Source organism: Actinomadura luteofluorescens (assembly GCF_013409365.1).
GTDB classification, from domain to species: domain Bacteria; phylum Actinomycetota; class Actinomycetes; order Streptosporangiales; family Streptosporangiaceae; genus Spirillospora; species Spirillospora luteofluorescens.
The window spans coordinates 134,454-157,847 of record NZ_JACCBA010000001.1 but is presented as its reverse complement, the minus strand read 5'-3'; the positions used below and the strand labels follow the sequence as shown (position 1 = coordinate 157,847).

19 protein-coding genes and 1 tRNA gene are annotated in these 23,394 nt (G+C 74.5%); 7 read left to right on the top strand and 13 right to left on the bottom strand.

Annotation, left to right across the window (positions count from 1 at the left end; translation table 11 throughout):
* Positions 1-27: 27 nt before the first annotated feature.
* The gene (gene yczR, locus BJY14_RS00720) at positions 28-1,521 is read left to right on the top strand and encodes a MocR-like transcription factor YczR (protein WP_179841784.1); all 1,494 of its coding nucleotides are present in this window, start codon (positions 28-30) and stop codon (positions 1,519-1,521) included.
* A gap of 64 nt (positions 1,522-1,585) precedes the next feature.
* Here yczR and BJY14_RS00715 read toward each other — a convergent pair whose 3' ends face one another.
* Positions 1,586-2,020: a CBS domain-containing protein gene (locus BJY14_RS00715; protein WP_179841783.1), complete on the bottom strand. Its 435-nt coding sequence runs from the start codon at positions 2,018-2,020 to the stop codon at positions 1,586-1,588.
* Positions 2,021-2,213: 193 nt separating this feature from the next.
* On the opposite strand from BJY14_RS00715, the gene BJY14_RS00710 reads away from it, so the two are divergent.
* Positions 2,214-3,719: an MFS transporter gene (locus tag BJY14_RS00710; protein WP_179841782.1), complete on the top strand. Its 1,506-nt coding sequence runs from the start codon at positions 2,214-2,216 to the stop codon at positions 3,717-3,719.
* Here BJY14_RS00710 and BJY14_RS00705 read toward each other — a convergent pair.
* From BJY14_RS00705 to BJY14_RS00665, 9 genes are all read right to left on the bottom strand, one after another.
* Complete coding sequence (locus BJY14_RS00705; RefSeq protein WP_179841781.1) at positions 3,704-5,317, bottom strand: phytoene desaturase family protein; 1,614 nt, start codon at positions 5,315-5,317, stop codon at positions 3,704-3,706. The genes BJY14_RS00710 and BJY14_RS00705 overlap by 16 nt on opposite strands.
* A gap of 51 nt (positions 5,318-5,368) precedes the next feature.
* Positions 5,369-7,138 carry an SDR family oxidoreductase gene (locus BJY14_RS00700; RefSeq protein ID WP_179841780.1) on the bottom strand — a complete coding sequence of 590 codons (1,770 nt, stop codon included), beginning with the start codon at positions 7,136-7,138 and terminating at the stop codon, positions 5,369-5,371.
* Entirely contained in the window at positions 7,135-7,980 is an 846-nt protein-coding gene (locus BJY14_RS00695; RefSeq protein WP_376769989.1) for a M24 family metallopeptidase, read from the bottom strand. The genes BJY14_RS00700 and BJY14_RS00695 overlap by 4 nt, the downstream gene beginning before the upstream one ends.
* A 104-nt stretch (positions 7,981-8,084) precedes the next feature.
* The gene (locus BJY14_RS00690; RefSeq protein ID WP_179841779.1) at positions 8,085-9,017 is read right to left on the bottom strand and encodes a metal-dependent hydrolase; all 933 of its coding nucleotides are present in this window, start codon (positions 9,015-9,017) and stop codon (positions 8,085-8,087) included.
* A 160-nt stretch (positions 9,018-9,177) separates the two neighbouring features.
* Positions 9,178-9,990, bottom strand: coding sequence for a formate dehydrogenase accessory sulfurtransferase FdhD (gene fdhD / locus BJY14_RS00685; protein WP_179841778.1), 813 nt, complete (start codon positions 9,988-9,990; stop codon positions 9,178-9,180).
* A gap of 320 nt (positions 9,991-10,310) precedes the next feature.
* Positions 10,311-10,937 carry a trimeric intracellular cation channel family protein gene (locus tag BJY14_RS00680; protein WP_179841777.1) on the bottom strand — a complete coding sequence of 209 codons (627 nt, stop codon included), beginning with the start codon at positions 10,935-10,937 and terminating at the stop codon, positions 10,311-10,313.
* Entirely contained in the window at positions 10,934-11,125 is a 192-nt protein-coding gene (locus BJY14_RS00675) for a DUF3099 domain-containing protein (protein WP_179841776.1), read from the bottom strand. Before BJY14_RS00675 ends, BJY14_RS00680 begins: the two co-directional genes overlap by 4 nt.
* 47 nt (positions 11,126-11,172) lie before the next feature.
* Positions 11,173-11,268 (bottom strand) — tRNA-Sec (locus tag BJY14_RS00670).
* 10 nt (positions 11,269-11,278) lie between these two features.
* Positions 11,279-13,120 carry an AMP-dependent synthetase/ligase gene (locus BJY14_RS00665; protein WP_179841775.1) on the bottom strand — a complete coding sequence of 614 codons (1,842 nt, stop codon included), beginning with the start codon at positions 13,118-13,120 and terminating at the stop codon, positions 11,279-11,281.
* Between the two features lie 189 nt (positions 13,121-13,309).
* On the opposite strand from BJY14_RS00665, the gene selD reads away from it, so the two are divergent.
* Together selD and BJY14_RS00655 are read left to right on the top strand one after the other, a co-directional pair.
* Positions 13,310-14,299 (top strand): selenide, water dikinase SelD, encoded by a 990-nt coding sequence (gene selD / locus BJY14_RS00660; protein WP_312878889.1) that lies wholly within the window; start codon positions 13,310-13,312, stop codon positions 14,297-14,299.
* 78 nt (positions 14,300-14,377) lie between these two features.
* Entirely contained in the window at positions 14,378-14,653 is a 276-nt protein-coding gene (locus tag BJY14_RS00655; RefSeq protein WP_179841774.1) for a GlsB/YeaQ/YmgE family stress response membrane protein, read from the top strand.
* Positions 14,654-14,682: 29 nt separating this feature from the next.
* Here BJY14_RS00655 and BJY14_RS00650 read toward each other — a convergent pair whose 3' ends face one another.
* Positions 14,683-16,653, bottom strand: coding sequence for a propionyl-CoA synthetase (locus tag BJY14_RS00650; protein WP_179849087.1), 1,971 nt, complete (start codon positions 16,651-16,653; stop codon positions 14,683-14,685).
* Positions 16,654-16,697: 44 nt separating this feature from the next.
* Entirely contained in the window at positions 16,698-18,161 is a 1,464-nt protein-coding gene (locus BJY14_RS00645) for an MFS transporter (protein ID WP_179841773.1), read from the bottom strand.
* Positions 18,162-18,436: 275 nt separating this feature from the next.
* On the opposite strand from BJY14_RS00645, the gene BJY14_RS00640 reads away from it, so the two are divergent.
* Both BJY14_RS00640 and BJY14_RS00635 read left to right on the top strand, forming a co-directional pair.
* Positions 18,437-20,200, top strand: coding sequence for a selenocysteine-specific translation elongation factor (locus BJY14_RS00640; protein ID WP_179841772.1), 1,764 nt, complete (start codon positions 18,437-18,439; stop codon positions 20,198-20,200).
* Between the two features lie 48 nt (positions 20,201-20,248).
* Positions 20,249-21,442: an RtcB family protein gene (locus tag BJY14_RS00635; protein ID WP_179841771.1), complete on the top strand. Its 1,194-nt coding sequence runs from the start codon at positions 20,249-20,251 to the stop codon at positions 21,440-21,442.
* A gap of 22 nt (positions 21,443-21,464) precedes the next feature.
* On the opposite strand, the gene BJY14_RS00630 is transcribed toward BJY14_RS00635, so the two are convergent.
* A complete protein-coding gene (locus BJY14_RS00630; protein ID WP_179841770.1) occupies positions 21,465-22,292 on the bottom strand; it encodes an alpha/beta hydrolase in 828 nt (275 codons plus the stop codon).
* A gap of 107 nt (positions 22,293-22,399) precedes the next feature.
* Here BJY14_RS00630 and moaA point away from each other — a divergent pair, with 107 nt between their 5' ends.
* Positions 22,400-23,389, top strand: coding sequence for a GTP 3',8-cyclase MoaA (gene moaA / locus BJY14_RS00625; RefSeq protein WP_312878888.1), 990 nt, complete (start codon positions 22,400-22,402; stop codon positions 23,387-23,389).
* Positions 23,390-23,394 lie beyond the last annotated feature (5 nt).

Sequence of the window (23,394 nt, the reverse complement as noted above, 5' to 3'; positions counted from 1 at the left end):
TAGGGCCAATGTGCGAAAGTGGCTCGTATGAGTACGCGCTACGTGAGCGGTCCGAACCTGGCCCGGCTTCTCGGGGACGTGTCGGGGGAGCGCCCGGTCTACGCGGCGGTGGCCCGGTCGCTGCGCGCCCTGGTCCTGGACGGCCGGCTCGCGCTGCGCACGCGGCTGCCCGCCGAACGCGACCTGGCCGCCGCCCTCGGCGTCAGCCGCACCACCGTGACGACCGCCTACGACCGGCTCCGCGACGAGGGCTACGTCCAGAGCAGGCAGGGCGCGGGGAGCTGGACGGCGCTGCCCCCGGTCCGCATGTCGTCGGCCGAGCCGCCCGGCGCGCTCCACGGCCCGCGGGGCGACGCCGTCCCCGCCGGCCACCGGTACGGCATGGCCCACCCCGCGCCGGACGACCCGACGTTCGTCGACCTCGGCTGCGCCGCCCCCGGCGCCCCCGCGATCTTCGAGGAGGCCGTCGCCGCGGCCGTCGACGAGCTGCCCCGCCACAGCTCGGGCCCCGGCTACGAGCCCGCGGGGCTGGCGAGCCTGCGGCAGGTCATCGCGGACGGCTACACCGCGCGCGGCGTCGCGACCCGCGCCGACCAGATCGTCGTCACCACCGGCGCGCAGCACGCGTTCACGCTGCTCACCCAGCTGCTGGTGGAGCCGGGCGACGCCGTGATGGTCGAGCGCCCCACCTACCCGCACGCGCTCGGCGCGCTGCGCCGCCGCGGCGCCCGGCTCGTCCCCGTCGGCGTCAACGAGGGCTGGGACATCGAGCTCGCCGCGGGCGCCATGCGGCAGGCCGCCGTCCGGACGGCCTACCTGATCCCCGACTTCCAGAACCCGACCGGGTACCTCATGGACGCGGGCGACCGGGCCGGGATCGTCGACGCCGGACGGCGCGCGGACGCGTTTTTCGTCGCCGACGAGACCTTCGCCGAGCTCGCCCACGACCCCGAGGCTCCGCGCGAGCCGCCGCTGGCCTCCTTCGACACCGGCGGCCGGGTCGTCACGATCGGGTCGGCCTCCAAGCTGCTGTGGGGCGGGCTGCGGATCGGGTGGATCCGCGCCACCGCCCCGCTGGCCCGCCGCCTCGTGCTGGCCCGCGAGCCGTTCGACATGGCGAGCCCGGTGCTGGACCAGCTGATCGTCCGGGAGCTGCTGCTGCGGGTCGAGGAGGTCCGCGCCGAACGCGCCGCGAGTCTGCTGCGCGGCCGCGACGCGCTCGCCGCGGCGCTGCGCGAGGAGCTGCCGGGCTGGGAGTTCCGGCTCCCGGCCGGGGGGATGTCGCTGTGGGCGAGGATCGGCGCGCCGATCGCCTCCCGGCTGGCCGAGGCGTCCGAGCGGCTCGGCGTCCGCGTGGTCGCCGGCCCGGTGTTCGGGGCGGACGGCGTGCTGGAGGACTACGTGCGGCTCCCGTACGTGCTGCCGCCGGACACGCTGCGCCTGGCCGTGCGGCGGCTGGCCGTCGCCCAGCGTGAGGCCGAGGCGGCGCCTGCCGCCCGGCCTCTGCCCGCCTACGTCTGACGTGGACCTCTGACGTGGACCTCTGACGGTCCGCCTCACCCGCGGGCGCCGGGTCCGGCGGGCGTCAGGGCGCGCGCTGGATGTAGTCGACCAGGTGCTCGCGCTCGCTCTCCAGCTCGTCGATGGCGCTCTTGACCACGTCGCCGATGCTGACGATCCCGGCGAGCCGGCCGTCCTCGACGACGGGCACGTGCCGGAACCGGTGCTCGGTCATGGCGCGGCGGAGATCCTCGACCTGGTCGCCCGGCCCGCAGGTGCGGACCTCGGCGGTCATGATCTCCGAGACGGGGCGGTCGAGCAGCGCCGCGCCGTGCTCGTGCAGCCGCCGCACCACGTCCCGCTCGGACACGATGCCGGCGATCGAGGCGCCGTCGGGCGAGACCACCGTCGCCCCGATGTTGTGCTCCGCCAGGACGGAGAGGAGCTGCCGGACGGTGGCGTCGGGCCGCACCGTGGCCACCGCGTCTCCCTTCCTCCGCAGGATGTCGCGTATCCGCATGCCTCACGCTCCGGTGCCGGATTCGGACCCGGGGGACGGCGGCCGTCCGGGGGCGGGGGCCGCTGGCCGGGCTCTTGTTCCTGCCAAAATCGCATGTTCCGGCCTCCAGCGAAACCCCCGGTCCGTGAACCCTCCCGGTCAGGCGACGGCATAAAGGCGGCATAAATGCCGTAGATCGGGAACCAAGGGACGCATGGCGATGACGGCGGAGCGCACCATCGAAACGGATGTCCCGGCACGGCTCGACCGGTTGCCGTGGTCACGCTGGCACTGGACGGTCCTGATCGGCCTCGGCGCGGTCTGGATCCTGGACGGCCTGGAGGTGACCGTCGTCGGCGTCATCGGCCCGCGGCTCACCGACGCCTCCGGGGGGCTCGGGCTGACCGACGGGCAGGTCGGGCTGGCCGCGTCCATCTACGTGGTCGGCGCCTGCCTGGGCGCCCTGTTCTTCGGGCATCTGACCGACCGGTTCGGGCGCAAGAAGCTCTTCATCGCCACGCTCGCGCTGTACCTGGCGGCGACCGTGGCGACCGCGTTCTCGTTCAACCCCCTGTGGTTCTACGCGTGCCGGTTCTTCACCGGGGCCGGCATCGGCGGCGAGTACGCCGCGATCAACTCGGCGATCGACGAGCTGATCCCGGCGCGGGTGCGGGGCCGGGTCGACGTGGTGGTGAACGGCTCGTTCTGGATCGGCACGTCCATCGCGGCTGCGCTGTCGATCCCGGTGCTGAACGGCGACCTCGTTCCCGAGGACCTCGGCTGGCGGGCCCTGTTCGCGCTCGGCGCCCTTCTCGGCCTCGGCGTGCTGTTCGTCCGCCGGATGGTGCCCGAGAGCCCGCGCTGGCTGTTCATCCACGGGCACGAGGACCAGGCCGAGCGCGTGGTGGGCGGCATCGAGCGGGAGATCACCGAGGAGACCGGCGAGCCCCTGGAGGAGCCCCGCGAGAGCATCCGGGTCCGGCAGCGCCGCGTCTTGTCGTTCGGGGAGATCGCTTCGACGGCGGTGCGCCGCTACCCGCGCCGGACGGTCCTCGGCCTCTCGCTGTTCATCGGGCAGGCGTTCCTCTACAACGCCGTCTACTTCACCTACGCGCTCGTGCTCAGCACGTTCTTCGACGTCCCCGACGCCAAGGTCGGCTACTACCTGATCCCGATCGGCATCGGGAACTTCCTCGGCGCGCTCTTGCTCGGCGGACTGTTCGACACGGTCGGCCGGAGGACGATGGTCACGGCGTCCTACGTGGTCTCCGGCGTGCTGCTGATCGGGACCGGGCTGCTGTTCCGCGCGGACCTGCTCGACGCCTGGACGCTGACGGCCTGCTGGTGCGCGGTGTTCTTCTTCGCCTCCGCCGGCGCGTCGTCGGCCTACCTCACGGTCAGCGAGATCTTCCCTATGGAGACCCGGGCGATGGCGATCGCCGCGTTCTACGCCGTCGGGACGGGCCTCGGCGGCGTGATCGGGCCCGCGCTGTTCGGCCGCCTGGTGGAGACCGAGAAGGTGGCGAACGTCGTGAACGGCTACTACCTGGGCGCCGGGCTGATGATCGCCGCCGGGCTGGTGGAGCTGGCCATCGGCGTCGAGGCCGCGCAGCGGTCCCTGGAGGACGTGGCGAAGCCGCTGTCGGCGGAGCAGGCCACGGCGGCCCTGACCCGTCTCCCGCCCCGTCGCGCTTTCCGCCCCGGTCAGGGGGCGAGGTAGCGGGACACCGCGCCGATCGCCGGGGTGAGCAGGCGTCCCGCCGGGCCGGCGTGGGCGAGTGCGGCGCGGGCGGCGTTGGCGCCGCACGCGCCGTGCACGCCGCCGCCCGGGTGCGCGGAGGCCGACGCCAGGTACAGGCCCGCGACCGGTGTCTCGGCGCGCCCGAGGCCGGGGGCGGGACGGAAGACGAGCTGCTGGTGGAGCATCGCCGTGCCGCCGTTGAGCGCGCCGTTGCGCAGGTTGGCGTCGTGCTCCTGGAAGGCGGGCGGCGCGGTGACGCGGCGATCGAGGACGCGGGAGCGGAAGCCGGGGGCGTAGCGCTCCACGACGTCCTCGATCCGCCTCGCCATGGCGTCGCGCTCGCGCCCGTCCCAGACGCCGGTGATCCCGTCCGGTCCCGCGTCGGCCTTCACCCGGTGCGGGACGTGGGTGTAGGCCCAGACCGACTCGGTGCCGGCGGGAGAGCGGGTGGGGTCGGCGGTCGTCATCTGGCCGAGGAGCGCGAACGGCTCGGACGGGACGCGCCCGGTGGCGAGCTGCGCGCTGTAGTCGGTCATCGCGTCCAGGCCGGGGGACAGGTGGACGGTCCCGGCGCGCCCGGCGCCGCCCGCCGCCCAGGGGATCGGCCCGGACAGCGCCCAGTCGACCTTGAAGGTGGCGTGGTCCCAGACGAAGCGGCGCATGTCGGCGCGCAGCGAGGCGGGCAGGTCCGCCCAGGCGACGAGCCCTCCGTAGAGGGCGGGGGCCGACACGTCGGCGAGGACGGCCTTCGCGGCGCGCACCGGTTCGCCGGACGCGGTGCGGACGCCGAGCGCGCGCCCGTTCCGGACGACGACGGAGGCGACCGGGGTGTCGCAGCGCAGGCGCCCGCCGCGCGACTCCAGCCGCCGCACGAGCGCCGCCGTCAGCTCGCCCGCGCCGCCCTCGGGGACCGGCCACCCGTACCGCTGCCCGGTCATGGCGAGCAGCCAGCCGAACAGCGACCCGGTGCTCGACTCGGGGAACAGGTCGGTGTGCAGCGCCGATCCGGCGAGCAGCAGCGGACCGCCGGGCCCGGCGAACTCCTGCTCCCCGAGCGTGCGGACGGGGGCCAGCAGGGTGCGCAGGACGCGGAGCCCGCCCGCCCGGCGCGCCGACGCCAGCAGCGGGAGTGCGGCCCGCACCGGCGGGAACGGGCTGAACAGGGCGCGCAGGACGTCCTCTCCCATCTCGTCCCACAGCCGGCAGAGCCGCAGCCACGCCTCGCCGTCGCCCGCGCCGAGCGCGTCGAGGCCCGCGGCGGTCACGTCGCGGTCGCGGTCGAGGACGGCGCAGCGCCCGTCCGGGAGCGGGTGGGCGAGGACGGCGGGCGCGTGCCGCCAGCGCAGCCCGTGCCGCTCGAGCTCCAGCGCCCTCATCGCGGGCGACGCGACGCCGAGCGGGTAGAACGCGCTGCACAGGTCGCTCACGTGATCGGGGTGGACGCCCCGGTCGCTGCGCACCGCGCCGCCCGGTTCGGGCTGCGCTTCGAGCACCTCGACGTCCCACCCGGCGTCGGCCAGCATGTTGGCGGCGACGAGCCCGTTGTGGCCCGCGCCGACGACGACGGCGTCGGCCATGCGGCATCCCTCCCCTCGATCACCCTACGGGCGCGCCCGGGAGGGGCGCGGTCAGCCCACGTCGAGACGGGCCAGCAGCCGCATGACGCCCGGCGCCACGCGCGACCCGAGGTAGCCCAGGCGCGCCTCCGGCGTCACCGGGACGACCGCGCGGTCGTCGCGGACGGCCGCGACGATCTGCTCCGCCACGCGGTCCGGCCCGTAACCGCGGCGCGCGTAGGCGCGCGCGACGCGTTCCCGGCTGCGCGCCTCCTCCCGCTTGCCCTGGCCGACGAACCGGGACGTGCGGGTGATGTTGGTGTTGACGATCCCCGGGCAGACGGCGCTGACCCCGATGCCCTGGCCCTTGAGCTCGGCGCGCAGGCACTCCGACAGCATCAGCACGGCCGCCTTGCTCGTCGCGTAGGCGGGCAGCGCGCGCGTCGGCGTGAACGCGGCGGCCGAGGCGGTGTTGACGATGTGGCCGCCCTGCCCCCGCTCCACCATCTGCTGGGCGAAGAGCCGTGAGCCGTGCAGGACGCCCCACAGGTTGACGTCCAGGACCTTGCGCCAGTCGTCGGCGTCGTGCTCCAGGAAGGGGCCGGCCATGCCGATCCCGGCGTTGTTGACCACGACGTCCGGTACGCCGTGCTCGTGCATGACCGCCTTGGCGAAGTCCTCCATCGCGCCGCGGTCGGACACGTCCACCTGGAAGGCGTGTCCCGCGGGGCCGAGGAGGCCGGCGAGGTCGGCGGTGCGCTCGGCGGCGGCCGCGTCGAGGTCGGCGGCGACCACCTCGGCGCCGCGTTCGGCGAAGGCCAGCGCGGTCGCGCGGCCGATCCCGCTTCCCGCGCCCGTGACGACGACGAGGGAGCCGTCGAAGGGGCGCCGGCTCCGGGTCACCCGGGCCCGCTTGAGCGCGCGCGCCTCGGCGGCGGCGAGCGGGCCGCCCTGGACGCCGGCGATGTGCTCGGTGATCCAGCGGGCGACGACGTCCGGGTGGCTGCGCGGCACCCAGTGCCCGGCCTTGAGCGTGCGCAGCGACAGGTTCGGGACGCGCTTGGCCAGCCCGCCGACGAGGTGGGGCGAGACGAACAGGTCCTTGGTCGGGACGATGACCTGCGTCGGGACGTCCGTGTGCCGGTCGCGCGGGCGGCGCAGCCGCTGGAGCATGTTCGCCCGGTACAGCCCGACCCCGGCCGCGGCGTCGCGCGCCATCGTCCTGGCCGGGTGGCCCGGCCGGGGCGGGACGCCCTCGCCGAGCTCCAGGGCCTTGGCGAACGGCTTCGCCATGCCGGCCCGCCAGAGCAGCTCCGGCAGCCCCGGAGTCTGGAAGAAGTAGATGTACCAGGAGCGGACGGCCTGGCCCGCCGCCCGCCGCAGGTTGGCCGGGGTGGGGCGCGCCAGGTTCCGCCGCGTCCAGTGGGCGACGTGGTCCAGGCACGGACCCGAGATCGAGGTGAAGGAGGCGAAGCGGCCCGGCATGGTGCAGACCGCTTCCCACGACTGGATCGAGCCCCAGTCGTGCCCCACCAGGTGCACCTTGCGCTCGGGCGCGGTCGCGTCCAGGACGGCCTCCATGTCGGCCATCAGGTACTCGAACGTGTAGCGCCGGCGTCCGAACGGGCGGGACGAGGCGCCCGCGCCGCGCACGTCGTAGCGGACGACGTGGAACCGCCGGGCGAGCCGCGCGGCCACCTCGTCCCAGACGGCGTGGGTGTCGGGGTAGCCGTGCACCAGCAGGACGGTGGGGCGCGACCGGTCGCCCTGCTCGTAGACGGCGAGGTCGACGCCGTCGCCGCGGACGCGCCGCCGGGCCGCGGGTGGGGCGGGGTGTGTCATGCGGTCGTCTCCCGTCGGGCCCACCGGTGCACGTGGGGAAGGTCGTCGTCGAGCCAGTACGCGTCGTCCTCGGTGACCACGAGGATCTCCTCGAACTTCACGCCGACGCCGCGGAACCCGATGTGGGGCTCGACCGCCCACAGCCCGGGCGTCGGGGGGTGCTGGGACTGCGCGGCCCCGTTCCAGAGCGGGGATCGCCCTTCCAGGCGCTCCTTGACCAGTTCGCGGCCGATGGTCTGGAGGAACCGTACACCGAATGGGAATCCCACGCGCTTCGGGAGGATCCCGCCTATGACGCCGATCTGATGGCCGATGACGCGCCCCGGATACGCGCGGTGGCGGCTGTCGTAGCCCTGGCGCTCGATGAGCGCGTCGACCTCGGCGTAGATGTCGGCGAACGTGCGCCGCTCGCGGACGAGGCCGAGGATCAACGTCCGGTAGCCGGCGAGGTCGGCGTCGAGCCGCTCCCAGATCCTGTTCTCGCCGAGGACGCCGCCGTACCCGATGTCGGCGGAGTGGCCGTCCCGCACCGGGGCCATGTCGAGGATGTAGGGCATGCCCTCCTCCAGGCGCGTCCCGCCGGGCAGGAACTGCGTCGGCAGCCGGAAGCCGCGGAACGCCGACCGGTCGCCGAACCAGGCGAACGGGGTGTGCAGCCAGTCGTCGACCCCGCGCTCGCGCAGCCACCGGCGCATGCGGCGGCACGCCTCGCGCTCGGTCACGCCCGGTTCGAGCGTGCCGGCGACCTCTTCGGCGCACCGGTAGGACAGCCGCTGGACGGCACGGAACCGCTCCAGCTCCGCCGCGTCGTGGACGCGGGCGAGCGACACGTTATTGGACACGCCGTTAATAAATCGCCGATCCGCGCCCGGGTCAAGGCCTCGCGGCGTGACGCCCGCCACCGTGCGGGTCCAGTGGGCGTGCGGGTCCAGTAGGGCGTGCGGGTCTAGTAGGGGTCGTAACCCGCGGCCTTCGCGGCGGGCGAATGCGTGAGGTAGTCGAGCGCCCGGGGAGTGGAGCACACCTTGGACGGGTGGTGGTCCGGCCTCAGGTAGACGGGCGCCTCACCGAGCAGGAGCCGGAAGATGCCGGGCACGTGGCCGAGCCGGACGGACCGCCGGTAGGAGCGGTAGACGCGCAGCGGGGTCACCCGCCGCTTGATCGTCGGGTCCTGCTTGAGCAGGTAGAGCGAGCCGCCGATCAGCGCCCAGTACAGGAAGAACAGCGACACGACCCACGCGGCGACGCGGGTCGGGTACCGGCCGCCCATGGCCTTGTAGACGTCGAACACCACCGAGCGGTGCTCGACCTCCTCGGCGCCGTGCCAGCGCAGCAGGTCCAGCATCGTCGGGTCCACGCCGGCCTTGTCGAGCCGGTCGTTGTCCATGATCCACTGTCCGAGCACGGCGGTGTAGTGCTCGATCGAGGCGACCGCCGCCAGCTCGAAGCGCAACCGGCGCCGCCATGCCCGCGGGTTGCGCTCCTTCAGCGCCGCCATCTGCGAGGGGCGCTCGGCGTTGCCCCGGCCTGCCGCGTCGGTGATCTTGGAGACGTCGATGCCGGCGCGTCCCAGGATCTGGTCCAGGACGCCCTGGTGGGACCGGGCGTGCACCATCTCCTGCCCGATGAAGCCCTTGATCTCCTCCAGCAGCCGCTCGTCCCGGATGTGCGGGCGGGCGTCCTTGACGCACTGGATGAACCACTTCTCGCCCTCGGGCAGGACGATGTGGAAGGAGTTGATGATGTGGGTGGCGACCGGGTCGCCCGGGACCCAGTGCAGCGGGGTCCGCGACCAGTCGAAGGAGACGCGCCGCGGCTTGATCGGCGGATGGCGCTCGTCGACGGGCGCCGTACCGCCGCTCGCCTGGGGCCTCGTCATGCGGTCCTCGCCTTCCACGCGTCCGGGCCGGCCGCGGCGTGCCCCCGCGCCGCGCTTTGCCATTGGCAGTGCAGTCAACTCCTGCCGGGGCCGCGGTTTCTTGAGGGGAACCCAACAAGTTACCGCTCGGTTTTCGACCCGGCGTGACAAGTGGCGCCGCTCACAGGGCGATACGCTCCGCCCCGGCGTAGACGTTCATGGTCTCGCCGCGCAGGAAGCCGACGAGCGTCATCCCCGCGTCCTCGGCGAGGTCCACCGCCAGGGAGGACGGCGCCGACACCGCCGCCAGGACCGGGACGCCGGCCGTCATCGCCTTCTGCGTCAGCTCGAACGACGCGCGCCCGCTCACCATGAGGACCGTTCCGGCCAGCGGCAGCCGCTCTTCCCGCAGGGCCCACCCGATCACCTTGTCGACGGCGTTGTGGCGGCCGACGTCCTCGCGCACGGCCAGGAGTTCGCCTTCGGCGTCGAACAGCCCGGCGGCGTGCAGGCCGCCCGTCCGGTCGAACACGCGCTGCGCCTCGCGCAGCCGCTCCGGCATGGCCGCCAGCACGGCCGGGGTGAGCCGCACCGGGTCGGCCGCCACCTCGTAGGGCCGGTCGGCGCGCAGCGCCTCGATGCTCGATTTGCCGCACACCCCGCAGGCGCTGGTGGTGGTGAACGCCCGCGTCATGGAGTCGTCCGGCGGCGGCACGCCGGGGGACAGGAGCACGTCGAGGGTGTTCTGCTCCTCGGTGTCGGCGCAGTACCGCATCGCCGCGATCTCGCCGGCCCCGCCGACCACGCCCTCGGCCGCCAGGAACCCGGCGACCAGGTCGAAGTCGTGCCCGGGCGTGCGCATCGTGATCGTGAGCGGTTTGCCGGCGACGCGGATCTCCAGCGGCTCCTCGGCCGCGAGCGTGTCGGGCCGGCGCACCGGCGGCCCGGACGCGCTCAGCCGCAGCACGGGCCTGCGCACGGTGATCCGCCCCATGACCGTTGACGGTACCCCGGAAACCCGCCCCAAACGAAGCCCAGGCCCCGGCCACCGAGGGGCCAGGGCCCGTCCCGAAGTGGCCCCGGCCACGCGCGCGAACGCGTGACCTGGCCGGTGCCGCGAAGCCGGAGGCGAGCGGCACCGGCCAGATCGCGAAGCGATGCCGCGTTCGCCCAGGCCAGGTCACGCAGCGAGCCGCCAGGCGAGCGAAGTGGGCCGGGACTGTGAAAACACAGCCGCCAGGCGAGCGAAGTGGGCCGGGACTGTTGAAACACAGCCGCAAGGCGAGCGAAGTGGGCCGGGACTTCGAAACACAGCTAGTCGGGCACGCCGCGGGGGCGGGGCGCCCGCCACCCCTGCCGCATCGCGAGGACGCGCAGCCCGAACGCCAGCGCGGCGGCGCCCGCGGTGACGGCGCCGCCGTGCAGGCCCGCGCTCTCGGCGCCGGCCGTCACGGCCGCGCCGAGCAGCGCGGGCACCGCGTACAGCTGCCGGTCGTACAGCACCGCCGGGATCCGGCCCGCCAGCACGTCGCGCAGGATGCCGCCGCCCACCGCCGTCACGATGCCGAGCAGCACCGCGTGCACCGGCGAGAGCCCGTACTCGAGCGCCTTGACCGTCCCGGTCGCGCAGAACAGCCCGAGCCCGGCCGCGTCGAACAGCAGCACCGCCGGCAGCAGCCGCGTCACCTGCGGATGCCAGAAGAACACCAGCGCCGACGCCGCCATCGGCACCAGCACGTACCCGAGGTCGGTGAACGCCGCCGGGGGCACGGCCCCGATGATCAGGTCGCGCAGGATCCCGCCGCCGAGCGCGGTGATCTCCGCCAGCACCACCATCCCGACGACGTCCAGCCGCTGCCGGACGGCCGCGAGCGCCCCCGACACGGCGAACACGAAGATCCCGGCGAGGTCCAGCACCCACGCGACCCCGTGGCCGCTCACCTACGGCGGTCCGTCCGGTCGATGTTCCAGTTCGCCACCACCGCCGCGAACGGCGGGATGACCAGCGCGACCACCGTCATCGCGATCGCCGCGGGGTGCGAGTAGAACCGGACGACCGCCCAGGCCAGCACGAACAGGGTGAGGCACGTCCCCATCATGATCCCGTAGGCCAGCTTGCGACGCCTCATGCCCTCACGTTACGTCGCGCCCGGCCCCCATCCCGCGGGGGGCGAGATGGCGGAGGCGTACGGGAATCGAACCCGCCGTCCCGAGATCCTCGGGACCGTCGGCTTTGAAGGCCGGGGAGGCCACCAGGCGCTCACACGCCTCCGGCGGTGATCTTAGCCGGTGTAGAGGGCGTCGATGTCGGCGGCGTACTTGGTGTGCACGACGCGGCGCTTCAGCTTGAGGGTCGGGGTGAGCTCCTCGCTCTCGGCGGTCCACTCGGCGGTGAGCAGGCGCCACCGCTTGACCTGCTGGACGCGCGCGAGCCGGGCGTTGGCGTCCTCGACGGCCCGGGCGACCTCCTCCAGGACGAGCGGGTGGTCGGCGAGGGCGGCGAGGTCGGTGGTGTCGACCCCGTGGGCGGCCGCCCAGACGGGCGCGACCTCGCCGTCGAGGGTGATGAGCGCGACGACGTAGGGGCGGCGGTCGCCGAAGGCCAGGGCCTGGCCGATGAGCGGGTGCTCCTTGAGCCGGTTCTCGACCAGGGAGGGGGCGATGTTCTCGCCGCCCGCGGTGATGATCAGTTCCTTCTTGCGGTCGACGACGGTGAGGAAGCCGTCCCCGTCCAGGCGGCCGACGTCGCCGGTGTGCACCCAGCCGTCGGCGTCGATGAGGTCGGCGGTGGCGTCGGGGCGGTCCAGGTAGCCGGGGGTGCAGGTGGCGCCGCGGACGAGGATCTCGCCGTCGTCGGCGAGCTTCAGCTCGACGCCGGGGAAGGGGCGGCCGACGGTGCCGAGCTTGAAGGAGTCGGCGAGGTTGGCGGTGATGGCGCCGGTCGTCTCCGTCATCCCGTAGGCGTCGAAGATCTTCAGGCCGAGCCCGGCGAAGAACCGGGCCACCTCGACGGGCAGCGGCGCGGCGGCGCTGGAGGCCTGGCGGACGCGGTCCAGGCCGAGCAGGGCGCGCATGGGGGTGAGGACCGCCTGGTCGGCCCGCTCGAAGGCCTCGGTGATCTGCGGGGTGAGGGTGCCGCCGTGCTCCTGCGCCGCCACGTAGGCGCGGCCGGCGTCCAGGGCGGCGGAGACCGCCCGCTTCTTCGCCTCGTCCTGCTCGGCGGACAGCACCGCCTGGATGCCGGCCATGATCTTCTCCCAGACGCGCGGGACGCCGAAGAAGGAGTGCGGCCGCACCTCGCCGAGGATCGTCGTCAGCTGGGCCGGGTCGGGGCAGAAGTGGACGTGGGAGGCGAGCCGGACCGGCAGGTAGTAGCTGAGCACGCGGTCGGCGATGTGCGCGAACGGCAGGTAGGAGACGCCGGCCGGGTGCTCGGGCAGGACGGAGCTGCGCTCGACCATCTCCGCCTCGTGCAGCACCATCGAATGCGTGATCAGGACGCCCTTGGGGTCGCCGGTGGTGCCGGAGGTGTACAGGAGGGTGACGGTGTCCCCGGGCCCGACCGCCTGCCAGCGCCGGTCGATCGCGAGCGGGTCGGCGGCCAGCTCCCGGCGGCCGAGCTCGGTGAAGGCGTCCCAGGTGAGGAAGCGGTCGCCGGGCGGGCAGGCGCCGGCGTCCACCACGATGATCTTGCGGAGGCCGGGGAGGCGGTCCAGGACGGGCAGCCAGCGGCCGAGCTGGTCCGCGCCGTCCAGCACGGCGTACCTGGCCGAGCAGTGGCCGGCGACGAACGCGACCTGATCGGGCGCGAGCGTCGCGTACACGGTGGTGGGGACGCCGCCGGCGTGCACCGCGCCGAGGTCGGCCAGCACGTGCTCGGAGCGGTTCGGCATCATCAGCGCGACGACGTCGCCGGGCTCCAGGCCGAGGGCGGCGAACCCGGCGGCCGTCTCCAGCGCGCGGGTCCGGGTGTCCGCCCAGGTGAGGGTGCTCCACTCGCCGCCGGTCCGGTCGGAGTAGGCGGGCCTGGCGCCGTGCCGCGCGGCGGTCGCGGCGAGGGCGGTGCAGATCGTCCGCCCCGCCACGGCCCGGTCGAGGTCGGCCCGCTGTTCCTGGATCCCCATGTCGCCCCTCATGGTCGGTGGTGAGTAAGTGATGACTTGCAGGGGGGAAATCGCATCACGCCGAACCGGGTTCGGACAAGGGGTTCGCTGGTTTTCCGGGCCGGTCGCGGGGACCGGTCGGCGATCGGTGACCGGGTGGGTACCGTCCGTTTGTTGATCATTTGAGGTAGTTGTGCGTTAAATTCAGCGGTGACCCGACTCGCCCCCGTGGCCCGCCTGACGCAGTACGCGCGCGGCGGCGGCTCGAGCAAGATTCCGCCAGGGGAGCTGGAGCGGGTCGTGGCCGGCCTCACCGGCGGAGACGACGCGCTCCTCGTCGGCGGCCCCGACGGAGACGACGCCGCCGTGCTGCGCCTCGAGGGCGGCCGGGCCGTCGTCTCGACCGCCGACTTCTTCACCCCCGTCGTCGACGACGCCTACGACTGGGGCCGCATCGCCGCCGCCGACGCGCTGTCGGACGTCTACGCGGTCGGGGGCGTGCCGCTGATGGCCCTGAACCTGCTCGGCTGGCCCGCCGACGCGCTGCCCGCCGAGCTGGCCCGCGAGGTGCTGCGCGGCGGGCGGGACACGGCGGCCCTGGCCGGCGTCGCGATCGCCGGCGGGCACAGCATCGAGGACCCCGAGCCGAAGTACGGCCTCGCGGTCACCGGCACCGCCGACCCGGACCGGCTGCTGCGGCTGGACGCGGGCCGTGCCGGCGTGCCGCTCACGCTGACCAAGCCGCTCGGCGTCGGCGCGCTCAACGCCCGGCACAGGGCGACCGGGGAGGTGTTCCCGCACGCGGTCGCGGCCATGACGGAGCTGAACGCGGCGGCGGGCCTGGCCGCGCTCGAACACGGCGCCGCGTGCGCCACCGACGTCTCCGGCTTCGGGCTGCTCGGCCACCTGTACAAGCTCGCGCGGGCGAGCGGCGTCACCGCCGTCGTGGACGCCTCCGCCGTCCCCTACCTCGACGGCGCGCGCGCCGCGGTGCGGGACGGGTTCGTGCCGGGCGGCACCCGCCGCAACCTGGCGTGGGTGTCGCCGCACGCCGACTTCCGCCGGATCGCCGAGGAGGAGCGGCTGCTGCTCGCCGACGCGCAGATCTCCGGCGGGCTGCTGGTCGCCGGGGAGATCCCGGGCGCGCCCGTCGTCGGCGAGCTCGTCGGCCGAGGGCGGCGCACCCTCGTCGTCCGCTAGCCGCCCGGCCCCCGTGTCGCCGATCGGGGACGGGGGTAGGTTCCCGGCACGGCCCCATCGGGACGGGGGAGGCGAGGCATGACCATCGGCGGGCTCGTGGCCGCCGTGATCCTGGGCGCCGTCATCGGCGTCCTGGGCAGGTTCGTCGTGCCGGGCCGCGAGAACATTCCGGCGTGGCTGCTGGTGGCGGTCGGCGTCGTCGCGGCGTTCGGCGGAACCGGGCTGGTCCACCTGTGCGGCCTCGGCGAGGGCGGCTGGAACCTGTGGGAGGCGCTCTTCCAGGTCCTCCTCGCGGTGGCCGCGGTCCTCCTGGTGGAGGCGTTCTGGCCCAAACGGACCGGCCGCCACCTGTGACGCGGGGCCCGCCCCCTCCGGAACGGCCCTCATTCCCGGCGCAGGACGGGGCGCAGGCCGTCCAGCACGTCCGGGTCCTCGATCGTGGACGGGACGGACACCTCCTGCCCGTCGGCGATGCCCCGCATCACGCCCCGCAGGATCTTGCCCGACCGCGTCTTCGGCAGCGCGGGCACGACGGAGATCTCCTTGAGCGCGGCGACGGGCCCGATCTGCTCGCGCACCATCGCGACCAGCTCGGCGCACACCTCGCCGGGCTCGGCCAGGATCCCGCTCTTGAGCACGACCAGCCCCCGCGGCACCTGCCCCTTGAGCGGGTCGTGGACGCCGATCACGGCGCATTCGGCCACGGCCGGATGGGACGAGACGACCTCCTCCATCGTCCCCGTGGACAGCCGGTGCCCGGCCACGTTGATCACGTCGTCGGTGCGGCCCATCACCCAGACGTAGCCGTCCTCGTCGACGTGCCCGCCGTCGCCGGTCAGGTAGTGGCCGGGGAACCTCGTCAGGTACGACTCGACGAAGCGCTCGTCGTCCTGCCAGAGCGTGGGCAGCGTGCCCGGCGGCAGCGGCAGCCGGATCGCGATGTCGCCGTCGGCGCCCGGCGGGACGGGGGAGCCGTCCGGGCCGAGGACCCGCACGTCGTACCCCGGCACCGGCACCGACGGCGACCCCGCCTTGACCGGCATCGGCTCCAGCCCGCGCAGGTTCGCCACGATCGGCCAGCCGGTCTCGGTCTGCCACCAGTGGTCGATCACCGGGCGGTCCAGGACGCGCGAGGCCCACCGGTAGGTGTCGGGGTCGAGGCGCTCCCCGGCGAGGAACAGCGTGTCCAGGGCGGACAGGTCGTGCCCGGCGAGCAGCGCGCCCTCGGGGTCCTCCTTCTTGATCGCCCGGATCGCGGTCGGCGCGGTGAACAGCGCCTTCACCCGGTGCTGCGCGGCGACGCGCCAGAACGCGCCCGCGTCCGGCGTCCCGACCGGCTTGCCCTCGTACAGCACGGTGGTGCAGCCGGTGAGCAGCGGCGCGTACACGATGTAGGAGTGGCCGACGACCCAGCCGACGTCGGAGGCCGCCCAGAAGACGTCGCCCTGCCCCACGCCGAACACGTTCTCCATCGACCAGCGCAGCGCCACCGCGTGCCCGCCGTTGTCGCGCACGACGCCCTTCGGCCGCCCGGTCGTGCCGGAGGTGTAGAGGATGTAGAGCGGGTCGGTGGCGGCGACGGGCACGCACCCGGCGGGCTCGGCGGCCGCGACCGCCTCGTCCCACTCCACGTCCCGCGGCCGAACGAGGTCGGCGTGCAGCTGCTCGCGCTGCCGGATCACGCACCGCTCGACCTTGTGCCGGGCCAGTTCCAGCGCCCGGTCCAGCAGCGGCTTGTAGGGGACGACCCGGCCCGCCTCGATGCCGCAGGACGCCGACACGACCGCCTTCGGGCGGGCGTCGTCGATGCGCACGGCCAGCTCCCGCGCCGCGAACCCGCCGAAGACCACCGAGTGCACGGCGCCGAGCCGCGCGCACGCCAGCATCGCGATGACCGCCTCGGGCACCATCGGCAGGTAGATGACCACGCGGTCGCCGCGGTCGACGCCCTGCGCGCGCAGCGCCCCGGCGAACCGCGCGACGAGGCCGGTCAGCTCCCGGAAGGTGTAGGTCCGCACGGTCCCGGTGACGGGGCTGTCGTAGATCAGCGCGGCCTGCTCGCCGCGGCCCTCCTCGACGTGCCGGTCCAGCGCGTTGTCGCAGGTGTTGAGCTCGCCGCCGGTGAACCACCGGTAGAAGGGCGGCGCCCCGTCGTCCAGCACCCGGTCCGGCGGTACGAGCCACCGCACGTCCCGTGCCGCCAGCCCCCAGAAGCGGGTCGGATCGGCGATGCTGCGTTCGTACGCGGCCGCGTAGGCGCCCATGTCGTCCTCCCGGTGACGGGTCCTGGCCCGGATCTGCGCGGAGGCCCGGACCGGCGTCGCCGCGATTCGGGCCGCACACCTATAGGGCATGGCGCGGGGCCGGTTCGTCAAGGGCCCGCGCCGCCGGACGGGGTCTACCCGGGGTGGCGCAGGGCGTGCGCGACGGCGATGAGGGCGGCCAGCGCCGCCCCCGCGGAGACGACCCAGAAGCACAGCTCGTAGGCGCCGAGGGAGGGGACGCCGGCGCCCGCGGCCCGTCCGGCCAGGATCGACGCCGTGACGGCGCCCGCGACGCTGCCGCCCGTGGTGCGGACGAGCGAGTTGATGCCGCTGGCGATCCCGCTCTGGTCCATCGGGACGTGCCGGACGGCGAGGGTGCCGAGCGCGGCGTAGGCTATCCCGAACCCGATCCCCTGGATGGCGCTGAACGCGAGCATGTCGTACACGTGCGAGTTCGACACCGCGAGCCACGCGTAGCACAGCCCGGCGAACGCCGACCCGATCGCGAGCGTGTAGGCCGGGCCGAGCCGGGCCGCGAGGCGCCCGGCCATCGCCGAGAACAGCAGCATCGTCACGGTGCTCGGCAGCATGTAGAGGCCGACGTCCAGCACCGAGCCGCCGAGTCCGTAGCCGACCTCCTCCGGCCGCGCCTGGACGAAGCCGGCGATGAGCGTGAACGCGGCGAACATCGAGAAGCCGAGCAGCGCCGAGACGACGTTGGCCGACAGCGACCGGGGGCCGACCAGCAGGCCCAGCCGCACCAGCGGCGCGCGGACCCGCAGCTCGACCGCCACCCAGACCGCGCACAGCGCGGCCGCGGCGCCGAACAGGGCGAGGACCCCGCCGGACGTCCAGCCCCACGCGTTGCCCTGGCTGATGCCGAGCAGCAGGCAGACCAGCCAGCCGGCGAGCAGGGCGGCGCCCGGCAGGTCCGGCCGCCCGCCGGCGCGGACGCCGACGTCGCGCGCCGTCGCGGCGACCAGCACCAGCCCGGCCGCCGCCAGCGCGGCGGCGATCCAGAACACCGGGTGGTGGCTGCCGGTGCGGGCGGCGATCAGCCCGGTCACGATCATGCCGGCGCTGCCGCCGACGCCCATGGTCGCGCTGACGATGCCGATCGCCGTGGTGACCCGTTCGGCCGGGAACGTGTCGCGGATCATGCCGATGGCGAGCGGGATCATCGCCGCGGACACGCCCTGCAGGGCGCGCCCGGCGATGAGCACCGGCAGCGTGCCGGACACCGCGCACACCACCGAGCCGGCCAGCAGCAGCGCGAGGGCGAGCAGGATCATCCGCTTCTTGCCGTACATGTCGCCGAACCGCGTCAGCAGCGGGGTGGCGACGGCGCCGGCCAGCAGGGACGCGGTGAACACCCACGTCACGTCCGTGATGGGGGCGTCGAACCGGACCATGAGCTGCGGCAGCAGCGGCAGCACGAGCGTCTGCTGCACCGACACGACCATCCCGGCGACGGCGAGCGCGAGCAGGGTGGGGCCGGTGGGCCGGCCGGCCGGGGCGCCGGCTCCGGGCGCCGCCGGGGCACCGGCCCCGCCCGCCGCCGGGGCGCCTGTCCTGCGAGCCGCCGGGGCGCCGGTCATGCGAACCTCCCGCATCGGCCGGTCGCCGGATCTCCGGCGCGCGGCATGTAGTTACTTAACCTAAATAAGTGTAGAGCGGAGGATTTACCCCTCGATGCCCGAGGGTGCGGCGCGACGCGCCAGCGCGTCGGCGTTTTGCGCGGGGCCCGCACGTCCCTAGGGTTACCTTTCGTGGACCTTCGTCTGCGCAACCCCCGCATCACCTCCCGCACCGCCCCTCCCCGCACGGCCCGCCCTCGCGCGGCCATCGGCGTTCAGGCCCGGAAAGGACGCTGATGCACGTCGTCACCACCGCCGGTCACGGTGGGCACGGCAAGTCGGCGCTCGTGCGCGCCCTCACGGGCAGGCGGCCCGGTGAGACGGGCGCCTGGACGGAGCTGCCCTCGGGCCGGCGCGTCGCGTTCGTCGACGCCCCGGGGAACGAGCGGTCCGTCCCGGACATGCTCGCCGTCGCGGCGCCCGCGTCCGCGGTCCTGCTCGCCGTCGCCGCCGACGAGGGCTGGATGCCGCAGACGCGCGAGCATCTGGACGCCCTTGGTGCGCTCGGCGTCCGCTTCGGCGTCCTCGCCGTCACCAAGGCCGACGCCGCCGATCCCAAGCCCGCGCTCCGCCAGATCCGCGAGCGGCTGGCCGGGACCGCGCTGCGCGGCGCGGAGGCCGTCGCGGTGAGCGCCGAGACCGGCGCCGGGACGGCCGAGCTGGCCGCCGCGCTCGACCGCCTCGCCGGCCGGCTGCCCGTGCCCGACCCGGCAGCGCCGGTGCGGCTGTGGGCCGACCGGGCGTTCACCGCCGGGCGGCAGACCGTCATCGCCGGCACCCTCGCCGCCGGGACGGTCGCCGTCGGGGACGAGCTGCTCCTCATGCCAGCGGGCGAGCGGGTCCGCGTCCGGACGATCGGCTGCGCCGACGAGCCCCGCGACTCGGTCGGCGGGGTCTCCCGCGTCGTGCTGACGCTGCGCGACGCGGGCCGCGTGGAGGCCGGCATGGCCCTGGTCACCCCGGGCGCCTGGACGCACACCACCTCCGTCGACGTCCGGACCCGCTTCGGCGAAGCGTCCGGCAGGCTCGCGCGGCGGATGACGCTGCACATCGGGTCGGCCGCCGTCGCGGTCGGGCTGCGGCCCCTCGGCCCCGACACGGCCCGCCTGACCCTCAACACCCGGCTCGCCCTCCACCTCGGCGACATCGGGCTCCTGCGCGACCCCGAGCGCCGCTCGATCGCCGGGGTGAGCGTCCTGGACGTCCGGCCGCCGACCCTCGTGCGACGTGGCGCGGGTGCCGCCCGAGCCCGGGAGCTGGCGACCTGGCCGGACCGCCCGGACGGCGCCGTGGTGCTCCGGCGGCATGGCGTGCTCCGCCGTTCTGAGCTGTCGCTCATGGGCTGCGCGCCCCCGGCCGGCGCCGTCGCCCTGAACGGCGAGTGGGTCGCCGACCCGGCGCACTGGCGGTCGCTGTTCGAGCGGCTCGCCGAGGAGACGTCCCGGCACGCCGCCGCGAGCCCGAGCGCCCCCGGGATCCCTTTGGAGGCGGTCCGGCTCCGCCTCGGCCTGCCGTCCCGGGAGCTCGTCGCCGCGCTCGTCCGGCCGCCGCTGCGCCTGGACGCGGGACGCGTCTACGGCCCGGCCGCCGGCCCCGCCCCGGCACCGGCCGCCGAGCCCGCGCCGACGGCGGTCGCCGCGACGCCGCCTCCGCCCTGGGCCGCGGCCGTGGAGCGGCTCCGCGCCGACCTCGCCGACGCCCCGTTCGTGCCGCCCAGCGCCGGGCGCCTCGAAGAGCTGGGCCTCACCGGCGACACCCTCGCCGGCGCCGAACGCGCGGGCGCCGTCCTGCGGATCGACGACGGTCTCGTGCTGCTCCCGGGCGCCGACCGGGAGGCGCTGCGCGTCCTGTCGGGGCTGCCGCAGCCGTTCACGCCCGCGCAGGCCGGCGACGCCCTCGGGACCGGCCGCGACGTCGCCGTCGCCCTGCTGCGCCACCTCGACAGGCTCGGCCTCACCGAGCGCCGGCAGGGCGAAAACCGGTTGAACCGGGAGGGGTGACTCTGGCGTCATAGATCGCGGTCCGGTTCCGTCGATCAAGGAGTGGGAATGCCGTACCAGACCCTGAAGGGCGGACGCGTCCCGATCCGGATGTGGACCGACCCGCAGAGCGTCGAGGACCTCGCCCTCGACCAGCTGCGCAACGTCTCCGCCCTGCCGTGGGTGGAGGGCCTCGCGGTGATGCCCGACGTCCACTACGGCAAGGGCGCCACCGTCGGCTCGGTGATCGCGATGAGGGACGCGGTGTCCCCGGCGGCCGTGGGCGTCGACATCGGCTGCGGCATGACCGCCGTCAAGTCGTCCCTCACCGTCGAGGACATGCCGGACGACCTGGCCGGGCTGCGCAGCCGCCTGGAGAAGGCGATCCCGGTGGGCCGCGGCTCGCACAAGAACGCCGTCGACCCGTCCGCGCTCCCGGGCCTCAAGGAACGCGGCTGGTACGACTTCTGGCAGGGCTTCGACGACCTGCACCCGGCGGTCCGGTCCCGCCACGGCCGCGCCCGCTCGCAGATGGGCACGCTCGGCGGCGGCAATCACTTCCTGGAGCTGTGCGCCGACGACGACGGCGCGATCTGGCTCGTCCTGCACTCGGGGTCGCGCAACATCGGCAACGAGCTGGCCGAGCACCACATCGAGGCCGCCCGCAAGCTGCCCCACAACCAGGACCTGCCGGACGGCGACCTCGCGGTGTTCCTCAAGGGCACCGCGAAGATGGACGCCTACCGCCACGACCTGTTCTGGGCGCAGGAGTACGCGCGCCGCAACCGCGCCGTCATGACCGCGCTCGCGCAGAACGTCGTCACCAAGCGGTTCGGCGAGAAGCGCTGCAGGTGGGGCGAGGTCATCTCCTGCCACCACAACTACGTGGCGGAGGAGGAGTACGGCGGCGTCGAGCTGCTCGTCACCCGCAAGGGCGCGATCCGCGCCGGGCGCGGCGACCTCGGGATCATCCCGGGCTCCATGGCGACCGGCACCTACATCGTCCGCGGCCTCGGCAACGAGACCGCCTACAACTCCGCCTCCCACGGGGCGGGCCGCAGGATGAGCCGCAACAAGGCCCGCAAGCACTTCACCGTCGAGGACCTGGTCGAGCAGACCAGGGGCGTCGAGTGCCGCAAGGACAGCGGTGTCGTGGACGAGATCCCCGGCGCCTACAAGGACCTGGACGCGGTGATCGAGGCCCAGTCCGACCTCGTCGAGGTCGTGGCGCACCTCCGCCAGCTCATCTGCGTGAAGGGCTGACCCCCGCCGGGGCGCCGCCGCCTCACGAGCCGGGCTTCGGCGCCTCCGGCAGCACGCGGTCGATGAACGCGGTGACGTCGGCGAGGACCTCGTCGCGGTTGGTCTCGTTGAAGACCTCGTGCCGGGCGCCCGGGTAGAGGCGCTCGGTGAGGTCGTCCCCGCGGATCGCCTCGATGCCGACGCGGGTGTCGCGCGGGCGGACGAGCTCGTCGGCCTCGCCGTGGACGTAGAAGGTCGGCAGCGCGCCCAGGGACCCGTGCTCGCCGACGCGGCGCAGGGCGTCGTCCAGCGCCCGGACGGTGGGCTTCTTGAACGGGCCGTGCCAGATCAGGGGGTCCTCGGTGTAGGCCCTGCCGACGGCCGGGTCGCGCGAGAGCGTGGAGGTGTCGATCGGCTCGTCCGGCATCGCGTCGAGGGGCAGCAGCTCCTCGACGACGTGCCAGCGGCCGAGGACCGGGCCGGACAGCACGAGGGCGGCGAGGCCGGCGCCGTGGAGCTGGGCGTACCGGGCGGCGATCAGACCGCCCATGGAATGGCCGATCATGACGACGGGCAGGTCCGGGTGGTCGCCGCGGGCCGCCTCCACGACCGTGTGCAGGTCGGCGACGACGTCCGCGAAGTCCTCGACCAGCACGCGGTCGCCGGCCGAGCGGCCGTGGCCCGCGTGGTCCGGACCGCAGACGACGGCGCCGTGCCGGACCAGGACGTCCGCGACGTGGTCGTAGCGGCCGAGGTGCTCGCCGTAGCCGTGCACGAGCACCGCGACGTAGCGCGGCTCGCCGTCCGCCCAGATCCGGGCGTTGACGGCTCCCCGCGTGCCCGCGAACTCCCACTCCCGCGACGTCGCCACTCCGGCCTCCCTGCTCCTCGGCTGAAGATCACCGTCTCCCGCGGGGGATCGGATCGTCAACCGCCGCAATAGGCTGGAGATCCAGACCGCGACAGGAAGGGGTGCCCGTGCTGGTCGACACCTTCGGCCGTACCGCGACGGACCTGCGGGTCTCCCTCACCGACCGGTGCAACCTGCGCTGCTCGTACTGCATGCCGCCCGAGGGGCTGGACTGGCTGCCGAAGCCGGAACTGCTCACCGACGACGAGGTCGTCCGGCTGGTCGGACTCGCCGTGCGCGACCTCGGCGTCACCGAGGTCCGCTACACCGGCGGCGAGCCGCTGCTGCGGCGCGGGCTCGCCGGCATCGTGCGGCGGACGGCGGAGCAGGCGCCGCGTCCCCAGATCTCGCTGACCACCAACGGGATCGGGCTCGACCGGCTGGCCGCGCCGCTGGCCGAGGCCGGGCTCGACCGGGTGAACGTCTCCCTCGACACCCTCGACCGCGAGACCTTCCGGCGCCTCGCGCACCGCGACCGGCTCGCCGACGTACTGGAGGGGCTGGCGGCGGCGCGGCGGGCCGGGCTGGCCCCGGTCAAGATCAACACGGTGCTGATGCGCGGGGTCAACGACCACGAGGCCGTCCCGCTGCTGCGCTACTGCCTGGAGCACGGCTACCGGCTGCGGTTCATCGAGCAGATGCCGCTGGACGCCCAGCACGGCTGGACCCGCGAGAACATGATCACCGCGGACGAGATCCTGGACCGGCTGTCCGCCGAGTTCGACCTCGTGCCCGATCACGGGCACGAGCGGGGCAGCGCTCCCGCCGAGTCGTTCCTGGTCGACGGCGGCCCCGAGACGGTCGGCGTGATCGGCTCGGTGACCCGGCCGTTCTGCGGCGCCTGCGACCGGGTGCGGCTCACCGCCGACGGGCAGGTCCGCAACTGCCTGTTCGCCACCGAGGAGTCCAACCTGCGGGACGCGATGCGCGCCGGCGCCGCCGACGCCGAACTGGCCGACCGCTGGCGCGCGGCCGTACGGACCAAGCGCGCCGGGCACGGCATCGACGACCCGTCGTTCCTCCAGCCCGCCCGGCCCATGTCGGCGATCGGCGGCTGAGCCGC

Coding starts and splice junctions, on each gene's coding strand:
- yczR (WP_179841784.1), top strand. CDS start 28: ATGAGTACGCGCTACGTGAGCGGTCCGAACCTGGCCCGGCTTCTCGGG.
- BJY14_RS00715 (WP_179841783.1), bottom strand. CDS start 2,020: ATGCGGATACGCGACATCCTGCGGAGGAAGGGAGACGCGGTGGCCACG.
- BJY14_RS00710 (WP_179841782.1), top strand. CDS start 2,214: ATGGCGATGACGGCGGAGCGCACCATCGAAACGGATGTCCCGGCACGG.
- BJY14_RS00705 (WP_179841781.1), bottom strand. CDS start 5,317: ATGGCCGACGCCGTCGTCGTCGGCGCGGGCCACAACGGGCTCGTCGCC.
- BJY14_RS00700 (WP_179841780.1), bottom strand. CDS start 7,138: ATGACACACCCCGCCCCACCCGCGGCCCGGCGGCGCGTCCGCGGCGAC.
- BJY14_RS00690 (WP_179841779.1), bottom strand. CDS start 9,017: ATGACGAGGCCCCAGGCGAGCGGCGGTACGGCGCCCGTCGACGAGCGC.
- fdhD (WP_179841778.1), bottom strand. CDS start 9,990: ATGGGGCGGATCACCGTGCGCAGGCCCGTGCTGCGGCTGAGCGCGTCC.
- BJY14_RS00675 (WP_179841776.1), bottom strand. CDS start 11,125: ATGAGGCGTCGCAAGCTGGCCTACGGGATCATGATGGGGACGTGCCTC.
- BJY14_RS00665 (WP_179841775.1), bottom strand. CDS start 13,120: ATGGGGATCCAGGAACAGCGGGCCGACCTCGACCGGGCCGTGGCGGGG.
- BJY14_RS00655 (WP_179841774.1), top strand. CDS start 14,378: ATGACCATCGGCGGGCTCGTGGCCGCCGTGATCCTGGGCGCCGTCATC.
- BJY14_RS00650 (WP_179849087.1), bottom strand. CDS start 16,653: ATGCCCTATAGGTGTGCGGCCCGAATCGCGGCGACGCCGGTCCGGGCC.
- BJY14_RS00645 (WP_179841773.1), bottom strand. CDS start 18,161: ATGACCGGCGCCCCGGCGGCTCGCAGGACAGGCGCCCCGGCGGCGGGC.
- BJY14_RS00640 (WP_179841772.1), top strand. CDS start 18,437: ATGCACGTCGTCACCACCGCCGGTCACGGTGGGCACGGCAAGTCGGCG.
- BJY14_RS00635 (WP_179841771.1), top strand. CDS start 20,249: ATGCCGTACCAGACCCTGAAGGGCGGACGCGTCCCGATCCGGATGTGG.